The 349-nt window shown below is 51.3% G+C and carries 1 protein-coding gene; it reads left to right on the top strand.

Annotation, left to right across the window (positions count from 1 at the left end; translation table 11 throughout):
* Positions 1–60: 60 nt before the first annotated feature.
* On the top strand, positions 61–349 hold a 289-nt coding region (locus AC1D0P_RS32885), incomplete at its 3' end, for a type II toxin-antitoxin system RelE/ParE family toxin (RefSeq protein WP_477680546.1).

Genomic DNA, 349 nt, shown 5'->3' with positions numbered 1-349 from the left:
GGCCTATATTTTGTGAGATGGATCGTTCGAGAACACCCAGAGTTATCCAAGGAGCTTGAAGTGCTTGATGACGGTGTGGCCGACAAACTGTTCGAGGTCATAACTGTCCTTGCTGAGAAGGGCCCCGGTCTCGGAAGACCCTATGTGGATACGTTGGAAGGCTCGAAGCATAGCAATATGAAAGAAATCCGCTTCTCGCACGAGGGTGTTTGGCGCTTCGCCTTCGCTTTCGATCCCGAAAGGCAGGCAATCATTCTGGTCGGCGGCAATAAGCAGGGTATCGATCAGAAGAGGTTTTATCACAACCTCATCCGGATAGCAGACCGGCGATTTGTGGATTGGTTGGAGA

This window comes from Polaromonas sp. P1_G2, from assembly GCF_056405515.1.
The sequence above is the reverse complement of the archived record's forward strand: the minus strand, read 5'-3'. Positions and strand labels throughout refer to the sequence as shown.